This is a genomic window from Stenotrophomonas sp. (assembly GCF_032103445.1).
Classification (GTDB): domain Bacteria; phylum Pseudomonadota; class Gammaproteobacteria; order Xanthomonadales; family Xanthomonadaceae; genus Stenotrophomonas.
This window is the reverse complement of record NZ_DAMDFR010000012.1, coordinates 80,971-91,401: the sequence shown is the minus strand read 5'-3', so window position 1 is coordinate 91,401 and position 10,431 is coordinate 80,971. Positions and strand designations below refer to the sequence as shown.

9 protein-coding genes are annotated in these 10,431 nt (G+C 65.3%); 6 read left to right on the top strand and 3 right to left on the bottom strand.

What is annotated here, in order from left to right:
• From infB to RT551_RS06985, 6 genes are all read left to right on the top strand, one after another.
• Positions 1 to 2,025 (top strand): translation initiation factor IF-2 (gene infB, locus RT551_RS07010; protein WP_313456847.1); only part of this gene is annotated, 2,025 nt, incomplete at its 5' end.
• A 61-nt stretch (positions 2,026 to 2,086) separates the two neighbouring features.
• Positions 2,087 to 2,476 (top strand): 30S ribosome-binding factor RbfA, encoded by a 390-nt coding sequence (gene rbfA / locus RT551_RS07005; protein WP_282295075.1) that lies wholly within the window; start codon positions 2,087 to 2,089, stop codon positions 2,474 to 2,476.
• Between the two features lie 45 nt (positions 2,477 to 2,521).
• Entirely contained in the window at positions 2,522 to 3,430 is a 909-nt protein-coding gene (gene truB, locus RT551_RS07000; RefSeq protein WP_313456844.1) for a tRNA pseudouridine(55) synthase TruB, read from the top strand.
• A gap of 161 nt (positions 3,431 to 3,591) precedes the next feature.
• Positions 3,592 to 3,852, top strand: coding sequence for a 30S ribosomal protein S15 (gene rpsO / locus RT551_RS06995; RefSeq protein WP_005417886.1), 261 nt, complete (start codon positions 3,592 to 3,594; stop codon positions 3,850 to 3,852).
• A 151-nt stretch (positions 3,853 to 4,003) separates the two neighbouring features.
• Positions 4,004 to 6,112, top strand: a complete 2,109-nt coding sequence (pnp, locus tag RT551_RS06990; RefSeq protein WP_282295073.1) for a polyribonucleotide nucleotidyltransferase — start codon at positions 4,004 to 4,006, stop codon at positions 6,110 to 6,112.
• A 379-nt stretch (positions 6,113 to 6,491) separates the two neighbouring features.
• Entirely contained in the window at positions 6,492 to 7,661 is a 1,170-nt protein-coding gene (locus RT551_RS06985) for a glycoside hydrolase family 18 protein (protein WP_313456843.1), read from the top strand.
• Positions 7,662 to 8,087: 426 nt separating this feature from the next.
• Here RT551_RS06985 and RT551_RS06980 read toward each other — a convergent pair whose 3' ends face one another.
• From RT551_RS06980 to RT551_RS06970, 3 genes are read right to left on the bottom strand one after another with little or no spacing between them, the layout of a single operon-like run.
• Positions 8,088 to 9,653 (bottom strand): PepSY-associated TM helix domain-containing protein, encoded by a 1,566-nt coding sequence (locus tag RT551_RS06980; RefSeq protein ID WP_313456841.1) that lies wholly within the window; start codon positions 9,651 to 9,653, stop codon positions 8,088 to 8,090.
• Between the two features lie 10 nt (positions 9,654 to 9,663).
• Positions 9,664 to 9,927 carry a hypothetical protein gene (locus RT551_RS06975; protein WP_313456839.1) on the bottom strand — a complete coding sequence of 88 codons (264 nt, stop codon included), beginning with the start codon at positions 9,925 to 9,927 and terminating at the stop codon, positions 9,664 to 9,666.
• Entirely contained in the window at positions 9,927 to 10,223 is a 297-nt protein-coding gene (locus tag RT551_RS06970) for a hypothetical protein (RefSeq protein WP_313456837.1), read from the bottom strand. Before RT551_RS06970 ends, RT551_RS06975 begins: the two co-directional genes overlap by 1 nt.
• Positions 10,224 to 10,431 lie beyond the last annotated feature (208 nt).

The following is a 10,431-nucleotide window of genomic DNA, read 5'->3' as shown; positions in this document are numbered from 1 at the left end:
TCGCGTCCGGCACCGCGCAGTGACGACCGTGGCAGCCGCGGCAACGACCGTGGTGGCAATGACCGTGGCGGCAACAAGCGCGACGACGACGGTGGCAACCGTTTCGCCGGCCAGCTGCACCTGTCGGCCGCCGATCGTGCCCGCCGTGGCAACAACAGCAACTCGCGTGGCCGTCCGGCGGCGCGTGGCCAGCAGGGCCGTCGTGGCAACGAGCAGTCGCGTGGCGGCTCGGGCAGCCATGGCTTCGAGCGTCCGACCGCACCGGTCGTGCGTGAAGTCGCCATCGGCGAAACCATCACCGTGGCCGATCTGGCCCAGAAGCTGGCCCTGAAGGGCGGCGAAGTGGTGAAGGCGCTGTTCAAGATGGGCGTGATGGCCACCATCACCCAGACCATTGATCACGACACCGCCGCCCTGGTGACCGAAGAACTCGGCCACAAGGCCGTGCGTGCCGACAGCAACGATGCCGAAGACGCACTGCTGGCGGCGACCGACAGCGCGCAGGGCGAAGCCGTGCAGCGTCCGCCGGTGGTCACCATCATGGGCCACGTCGATCACGGCAAGACCTCGCTGCTGGATTACATCCGCCGCACCAAGGTCGCCGGTGGCGAAGCCGGTGGCATCACCCAGCACATCGGTGCGTACCACGTTGAAACGCCGAAGGGCGTGATCAGCTTCCTGGATACCCCGGGCCACGCCGCGTTCACCTCGATGCGTGCCCGCGGTGCCAAGCTGACCGACATCGTGGTGCTGGTCGTGGCCGCCGACGACGGCGTCATGCCGCAGACCAAGGAAGCCATCCAGCACGCGCGTTCGGCCGGTGTGCCGCTGATCGTGGCGATCAACAAGATCGACAAGTCCGGTGCCGACCCGATGCGGGTGAAGAACGAACTGCTCGGTGAGCAGGTCGTGGCCGAAGACTTCGGTGGTGACATCCAGATGGTGGAAATCTCCGCCAAGGCCGGCACCGGCATCGACAATCTGCTTGACGCGATTTCGATCCAGGCCGAACTGCTGGAACTGAAGGCCGTGTCCGAAGGCCGCGCCAGCGGCGTGGTCATCGAATCCTCGCTGGACAAGGGCCGTGGCCCGATCGCCACCGTGCTGGTGCAGCAGGGTCAGCTCAAGAAGGGCGACTACCTGGTGTGCGGCATCCAGTACGGCCGCGTGCGTGCGCTGTTCGACGAAACCGGCAAGCAGCCTGACAGCGCCGGCCCGTCGATTCCGGTGCAGGTGCTGGGTCTGTCCGGCGTGCCGGATGCCGGCGATGACTTCGTGGTCGTCGACGACGAGCGCCTCGCCAAGGACGTCGCGCAGCAGCGCGATACCAAGCGCCGTGAATCGCGCATGGTCCAGTCTGCCGGCAGCCGCATGGAAGACATCATGGCAACCCTGGGCAAGGGCAATGGCCAGCAGGTGCTGAACCTGGTGATCAAGGCCGACGTGCAGGGTTCGGTGCAGGCCCTGAGCCAGGCACTGGTCGCGCTGTCCAACGAAGACATCCGCATCAACGTGATCCACTCCGGCGTGGGCGGCATCACCGAGTCCGACGCCAATTCCGCCGTGGCTTCCAAGGCCACCGTGATCGGCTTCAACGTGCGTGCCGACGCCTCGGCGCGTCGCATCATCGAAGCCAATGGCGTGGACCTGCGTTACTTCTCGATCATCTATGACGTGATCGATCAGGTGAAGCAGGTGGCCTCCGGTCTGCTCGGCGTGGAAATCCGCGAAGAGATCATCGGTATCGCCCAGGTCCGCGACGTGTTCCGCAGCTCGAAGTTCGGTGCGGTGGCCGGCTGTATGGTCATCGAAGGCGTGGTCAAGCGCAGCAAGCCGATCCGCGTCCTGCGCGACAGCGTGGTGGTGTTCGAAGGCGAACTGGAATCGCTGCGTCGCTTCAAGGAGAACGTCGAGGAAGTCCGCAACGGTACCGAATGCGGTATCGGCGTGAAGGCCTACAACGACGTCAAGGCCGGCGACCAGATCGAATGCTTCGAGCGTATCGAAGTGCCGCGTACCCTGTAATGCCCCGGGGCCCGACCAACGGTCGGGCCCCTTTTACCTGCTATCGAATCAAGAGATCCCCGTGCCCAAAACCTTCCATCGAACTGACCGTGTTTCCGCCCAGCTCCGCCGTGAACTGGGAACCCTCGTGCACAACGCGGTGCGCGAACACGGCCTGCCGTCGGTAAGTGTTTCGGACGTGGAAATCACCCGTGACATGGCCCATGCCAAAGTCTTCGTCACCGCGCTGATGCCGGAACGTTCGGCGGAAGCGGTCAAGGGCCTGAAGGAAATCGCCTGGGGTCTGCGCATGGAGCTGGCGCGTGCGATGAAGCTGCGTCACGTGCCCGAGCTGCACTTCCACTACGACGATTCGGTGGATCGCGGCGAGCATATCGACAACCTGCTGCGCGACCTGCCGGATACCGTTGCGGCGGAAAAGAGCCGCAAGGCGGAAGACGAAGAAAACTGATATCACGCCGGGCACCGCCCGGCGTTTTTGTATTGCACCTATTCTATGAATCGAATCACGTTCCGCCGCCTGGACGGCATTCTGCTGCTCGACAAGTCGACCGGCATGAGCTCCAACGCCGCGCTGCAGGTGGCCCGCCGCCTGTTCCGCGCCGAGAAGGGCGGCCATACCGGCAGCCTCGACCCGCTGGCCACCGGCCTGCTGCCGCTGTGCTTTGGCGAGGCGACCAAGATCGCCGGCCTGCTGCTGGGCTCGGCCAAAGCCTATGACGCCGACATCGTGCTCGGTCAGACCACCGACACCGATGATTCGGACGGCAGCGTGCTGCGTGAACGCCCGGTGCCGGCGATCTCGCCGGAGCAGCTGGAGGCGGCGCTGGCCCCCTTGAGGGGTCGTATACGACAACGCGCTCCGATCTATTCCGCGCTCAAGCAGGGCGGCGAGCCGCTGTATGTGAAGGCCCGCCGCGGGGAGGCCATCGAGGCCCCGGAACGCGAGGTCGAGGTGCATGCGATCGAGGTGCTGGACCAGCAGCCGACGCGGTTGCGCCTGCGCGTGACCTGCGGTTCAGGTACCTACATTCGCAGCATTGCCCGCGACCTGGGTGAAACCCTGGGCTGCGGCGCGCATATCGCCGGCCTGCGTCGGCTGTGGGTGGACCCGTTCCGCGACGCGCCCATGGTGACGCTGGACACCCTGCGCCAGCTGGTGGAGCAGGGTGACGAAGCGGCCATGGACGCGCTGCTGCTGCCGCTGGCAGAAGGGCTGGCGCATTACCCCCGCGTCGAACTGGATGCTGAACAGGCGCATCGCTTCTGCATGGGCCAGCGCCTGCGCAACACCGACTGGGCGCAGGGCGGGGTGGCTGTGTACGGGCCGGGGGGCCAGATCCAGGGTCTGGGGCAGGTCGATGAGGCCGGTCTGCTGGCTCCGCAGCGACGCTTCAACCTGTGACCTGACGCACCCGGCGCTTGTCCCGAAGCCCCCCGACCGTTACAATTTCGCGGCCTTTTCAAGGCAGCCCGCATCTGCGGGTTCATCTTTCCGTTCACGGCGAGTCACGCGGTACGCCACTGCGGCGTTTCTGCGGGCCACGCATCTAAAGAGAAAAAGACATGTCGATCGACACCCAGAAGGTTATTGAAGACAACAAGCGCAGCGCCGCCGACACCGGTTCCCCGGAAGTCCAGGTCGCCCTGCTGACCGCCCGCATTGAACTGCTGACCGGCCACTTCAAGACCCACAAGAAGGATCACCACAGCCGTCGCGGCCTGCTGCAGATGGTCAACCGCCGCCGCAGCCTGCTCGACTACCTGAAGAAGAAGGACGTCGAGCGTTACAAGGCCCTGATCGAAAAGCTCGGCCTGCGTCGCTAAGCAAGAATCCCGACCGCGGCGCAGGAATGCGCCGCGGTTTTGTTTTGGTAGTACCGCATCACATTGCCTGGACCGGAACAGCCGGTCACCCGCAGGCGGCAAGGGTCGCCGGCGGTCCATTCGCAGACAGCATCATCCAAGGAAATCCCCCGTGGCAAAAATCACCAAAACCTTCCAGTACGGCAAGCACACCGTCACGCTTGAAACCGGCGAAATCGCCCGTCAGGCCAGTGGTGCCGTCATCGTCAAGATGGACGACACCGTGCTGCTGGTCACTGCCGTCGCCGCCAAGAGCGCGCGCGAAGGCCAGGACTTCTTCCCGCTGACCGTTGATTATCAGGAAAAGTTCTACGCCGGTGGCCGCATCCCGGGTGGCTTCTTCAAGCGCGAAGGCCGCGCGACCGAGAAGGAAACCCTGATCTCGCGTCTGATCGACCGCCCGATCCGTCCGCTGTTCCCGGAAGACTACCGCAACGAAGTGCAGATCATCGCCACGGTGATGTCGCTGAACCCGGACGTGGACGGCGACATCGCCGCCCTGATCGGCGCCTCGGCCGCCCTGTCGCTGGCCGGCACCCCGTTCATGGGCCCGATCGGCGCTGCCAAGGTCGGTTACAAGAACGGTGAGTACATCCTCAACCCGACCGTGACCGAACTGAAGGATTCGGAACTGGAACTGGTCGTGGCCGGTACCTCCAACGCCGTGCTGATGGTCGAATCCGAAGCCGCGCTGCTGTCCGAAGAAGTGATGCTGGGCGCTGTGACCTTCGGTCACCGCGAAATGCAGAAGGTCATCAACGCCATCAACGAGCTGACCGTGGAAGCCGGCACCAAGCCGTCGACCTGGGTCGCCCCGGTGAAGAACGACGTGCTGATCAGCGCGCTGAAGGAAGCCATCGGCCCGCGTCTGGGCGAAGCCTTCCAGGTCCGCGACAAGCTGCAGCGCCGCGACGCCATCGCCGCGATCAAGAAGGACGTCACCGAATCGCTGGCCGGCCGCGTGGCCGCTGAAGGCTGGAACGGTGCCGAGCTGGCCAAGGAATTCGGCGAGCTGGAATACCGCACCATGCGTGACTCGGTGCTGGACACCAAGGTCCGCATCGACGGCCGCGCCCTGGACACCGTCCGCCCGATCACCGTGAAGACCGGCGTGCTGCCGCGTACCCACGGTTCCTCGCTGTTCACCCGTGGCGAAACCCAGGCCATCGTTGCCATCACCCTGGGCACCGCCCGTGACGGCCAGGTCATCGACGCCGTTGCCGGTGAGTACAAGGAAAACTTCCTGTTCCACTACAACTTCCCTCCGTTCTCGGTGGGCGAGTGCGGCCGCTTCGGCGCGCCGAAGCGTCGTGAAATCGGCCACGGCCGTCTGGCCAAGCGCGGCGTGCTGGCTGTGATGCCGTCGCTGGAAGCCTTCCCGTACACCATCCGCGTGGTCTCGGAAATCACCGAATCCAACGGCTCCTCGTCGATGGCCTCGGTCTGCGGTTCCTCGCTGGCCCTGATGGACGCCGGCGTGCCGGTGAAGTCGCCGGTTGCCGGTATCGCCATGGGTCTGGTCAAGGAAGGCGATCGCTTCGTCGTCCTGTCCGACATCCTGGGTGACGAAGATCACCTGGGCGACATGGACTTCAAGGTGGCCGGTACCGCTGAGGGCATCTCCGCCCTGCAGATGGACATCAAGATTGAAGGCATCACCGAAGAAATCATGAAGCAGGCACTGCAGCAGGCCAAGGCTGGCCGTCTGCACATCCTGGGTGAAATGGCCCACGGCCTGACCGCCCCGCGTGCCGAGCTGTCGGACTACGCGCCGCGCCTGCTGACCATCAAGATCCACCCGGACAAGATCCGCGAAGTGATCGGCAAGGGTGGTTCCACCATCCAGGCCATCACCAAGGAAACCGGCACCCAGATCGACATCCAGGACGACGGCACCATCGTCATCGCCTCGGTCAACGCGATCGCGGCGCAGGCTGCCAAGTCGCGCATCGAGCAGATCACCTCGGACGTCGAGCCGGGACGCATCTACGAAGGCAAGGTCGCCAAGATCATGGACTTCGGTGCGTTCGTCACCATCCTGCCGGGCAAGGACGGTCTGGTCCACGTCTCGCAGATCTCCAGCGAGCGCGTCGAGAAGGTCGGCGACAAGCTGAAGGAAGGCGATGTGGTCAAGGTCAAGGTGCTGGAAGTGGACAAGCAGGGCCGCATCCGCCTGTCCATGAAGGCCGTGGAAGAAGGCGAAGGCGCTTCGGCCGAATAATCGGCTGGCGTCATTGCTGCAATGAAAAAACGGGCTTCGGCCCGTTTTTTCTTTTTGGGCACGTCGCGGCGATGGACCGCCATCGCATCGGCCATTGGACGGACGGCTGGACCGCCATCGCATGGGCCATTGGACGGGCGGCTGGGAACTGGTAGGGTCGGTCGATAGACGACCGCCGATAACGGTGATCCGTTCTTTAACGCATGACCACGGAACGAAGCGACGCTGTTCCGTCCAAAGGTCATGCGTTACCGGACGTTGAACACTTCACGGCGGTCGTCTATCGACCGACCCTACCTCGCATTTCATGATCCCGCATTTCGCGATTCCCCATTTCGCGATCCCGTATTTCGTCATTCCGCATTCCGTGGAGCCCGCCATGTTTCGTGCATCGCCGCTTTCAGCTCTGCTGTTCCTCACCCTCGCGCTGTCATCGACCCAACTACACGCAGCCGATAAGCCGGCAGCCAAAGTGATCGGTGCCTACTACCCCGGCGGCTCCGCCGAGCGCTACCCGATCGCCACCATCCCGGCAGACACGCTCACCCACCTCTTCTACGCCTTCGCCCGTATTGAAGATGGAAAATGCGTGGTGGACGCCAACGCACCAGAGCACTTCAAGGCGCTTGCAGCGCTCAAGCGTGCACATCCCAACCTCAACAGCATGATCTCCATCGGCGGCTGGAACGCCGGCGGCTTCTCAGACGCCGCGCTGACCGAGGAGAGCCGCCAGCGCTTCGTTGCCTCCTGCGTGGAGCTGTTCTTCAAAAACCACGCCGGCAGCTTCGACGGCGTCGACATCGACTGGGAATTCCCGGTCTACGGCGGCCCACTGGAGATCGCCGACCGTCCCGAAGACCGCCACAACATGACCCTGCTGGTGCAGGAATTCCGTCGCCAGCTGGATGCGCTCGGTGGCCCGCACCGGCTGCTCACTGCGGCACTGCCGGCCGGTCGTGTGCAGACCGATGGCCCGTATGACCCGGCGCTGAGCTACGAATTGAAAGAACTCGGCCATGCGCTCGATTTCATCAACCTGATGACCTATGACATGGGCACCGGCTTCTCCAAGGTCTCCACCTTCAACGCGCCCATGCGCGAGGTCCCGGAAGATCCGCTGGACCCGGCGCAGCGTCGCTGGAACAGCGTGGAAGGTGCGGTACGCTACTACCGCGAGCATGGCGTGCCGGACGACAAGCTGGTGCTGGGCGTGCCGTTCTACGGGCGTGGTTTCAAACTCAACGCCAATGCCAGCAACGGCCTGCACCAGCCCTACAGCGCCCCGGCCGACGCCGGCGACTGGCGGCGCATCCGCGCCGACCTGCTCGGCAAGCCCGGCTGGCAGCGGCACTGGCATCCCGTGGCGCAGGCACCGTGGCTGTACAACCCAGCTGAGAAGGTGTTCATCAGCTACGAGGATGAAACCTCGATCGGCATCCGCGCCGATTACGCGAAGGCGCAGAACCTGCGCGGCGTGTTTACCTGGGAGCTGACCGGCGACGATGACGAAGGCAGCCTGCTGAAGGCGATGGCAGCACCCTATCGCTGAGGGAGGCGCGCCTTTCGCTGCCCGTGCGGGCGGGAATGGACGGAACGCACGGGATGGATGGCGGTAGAGTCGGTCGATAGACGACTGCCGATAGGAATTCAACGCCCGGGAACGCATGACCGGGGATCGGAGAGGTGTGCCCGACAGGGTCCATGCGTCAATGCGCCGATCACCTTTATCGGCAGTCGTCTATCGACCGACTCTACCGCCCCATCATCGCGCGCGATCGATCATCCGCGGGTGCCCCGGCATCGCGCACGATCATTCATCGGCGCATGGCCCGGCATCGCGCACGATCATTCATCGGCGCATGGCCTGGCATCGCGCACGATCATTCATCGGCGCATGGCCCGACATCGCGCGCGATCAATCATCCGCGCACACCCCGGCATCCGCGTAGCGACACGCCATGCGTGTCGTCGCCTGTCACCGCGCGATGGCCCACACGCTGTTCGGATCCCCCAGCACTGCACGTCGCCGCGTCGCCCGCGCCATCGCCGCAAACCCGACCGCCATCGCCACGGCGACACCATCCACCCAGAACAACGGCCAGTAGCCATGCTGCGCACTGGTCCACAGCCAAAGCCCACTCATCGCACCATGCGCCACCGGCACCAACGCGGTCACGATGGCAGCCGCCCACAACAGCTCCACCGCGGCCTTGGCAGGCGCACGCAGTGCAGCCCACAGCGCGCAACCACCCCAGACCAGGAAGCACGTCCAGCGCATGCCGGCCTCGGCCTGGGCCGGAGCCAGGTGTTCCAGTACCTGCACGCTCACGAACGCCGCCGACACCGCCACGCACAAGCCGATGCACACGCCCACGGTAGCCCGCGCCATGTTGATCTGCGCGCGGCCCTGGACCTGCTGGCGACGCTTGCGCCGCGACTCGATCCACAGCAGGTTGCCGGAGTAGAACAAGAACGCGCCGCCCAGCCCCAGTGCGAAGTACAGCCACGGCACCAACCCATTGCCGAACTCGCCAAAGTGCAGCGCATAGGCGGCCGCCAGGGTCGCGTGATTGGCATCGCGCTGGCCCGGCAACTGGGTGTGCAGCACTTCGCCGGAGTTGGCGTCCATCGCCACCGCGCCCAGCGGGCCCAGCGCCTTGCCGCCGTCACCGGTGATCTCGATGGTGGCGTTGGCATCGCCGGCGTTGGCCAGCTTCAGGTACGCGGGCTCGAACTCGGCCTGGCCCATCTCATTGGCCACCGCAATCGAACGTGCATGCAGCATCGCCAGGCTGCCGGGGCGTACCGCCTCGTTGGCCGGCGCGCGGATCGGCGCGGTGTCCATCGCCGCCGGCAGCGCCTGCATCAACTTGCCGTCGTAGATCAGTGGATTCAGCGCCGCCAGCTGCAGGAACACCAGGCAGAGCAGGGCGCCGGTCACCGCGAACAGCAGATGGAACGGCAGGCTGAGCACGCCGATCACGTTGTGTGCGTCCTGCCACATCTGCTTGAAGTTGCGGCTGGGTCGCAACGCAAACAGGTCGCCCAGCAGCTTGGGCAGGTGGATCACCAGCCCCGAGAACAGCGCCAGCCCGTACAGCAGGCTCACCACACCCATCAGATAGATGCCGGCCACCGGCAGCCCCAGCGTGTAGTGCAGTTCGTTCACCAACTCGGCCAGCCCGGCCTGCGGCGGGGTAGGGCTGCCATCGACGTGATCGGCCCAGGCGAACAGCCACGTGCCCTGCGCGTTCTGCCAGTACGCCACCGATTGCGGTGTTTCCGCACCGGGGAAGGTCATGCCGATGTGCTTGCGGGCGTCGGGATGCTTTTCCAGCACGCCATCCAGCAGACGCTGCGCGTCGTCCAGCGTTTGTGCCGGTTGCGACATGCCCTGCGGCGACTGCCATAACGGCAGGTCGTGGTGGAACACGGTGATGGCCCCGGCATAGAACGCCACGAACAGGGCGAAGCCAGCCACAAGACCGACCCAGGTGTGCAGGGTGGTGAAGGTGCGCAGGGTGAGCGAGCTGAATTTCATCGGTCGGGCCTCACTGCACCCAATGGAAGTGGCGCAGCAGCCACAGCAGAGCAAAACCGCCGGCGGCGCTGATGCTGAGCCAGGCCCAGGCGCGCGTACCGGTACGGAAGGCAAACGCCCACAGCGCGGCCAGCATCCAGAACGGAATGAAGGCGATCATGCTGGCCACGATGGCGCTCTGCCACGGGCCCGGCGGCAGCCAGGCGACCAGGCCGGCCGCGGCCGCGGCGACGAAGAAGCCGGCAAACAGGCCGGCCAGTGCACGTGCCCACATCAGCGCCGTGCCTCCGCGTCCGGGCGCGTCCAGGCCGCCAGATAGGGCAGCACCAGCGCGGTCAGCATCCAGCCACCCAGGGTCACGCACAGCCCGGTGGCCAGCCCGAGCTGGCCCATCCACAGCCACAACGAGGTGGCAAAGGCGACCAGGCCGATCTGCCGGCCCAGGCGGCCAGCGCGACGCAGGCGCGGCCAGCGGCAGTGCGGGGAAGCGGCGTAGAAGGCCAGCGCGGAGAACACGGACGCGCCGCCGGCCAGCACGCAGTACAGCGTGGCCAGGGTATCGGCGCTCATTCGGGCAGGCTCATGTGGGGCAACTCGTGGGAAGCGGGGCGGGGCGTAAGCTGCGCATGGTAATCATTGCCGTTTTCATCTGCCACAGGCGCGTATTCAGCCGGGCAAGCCCGGCTCTACCGGCGAAGTCCCGGTTTGGTTTACCATCAACGCATTCCAACCCAGGCAATCCAGGTGGCCCGCGCCAACGCGCCGGCCCAGCGTGCGA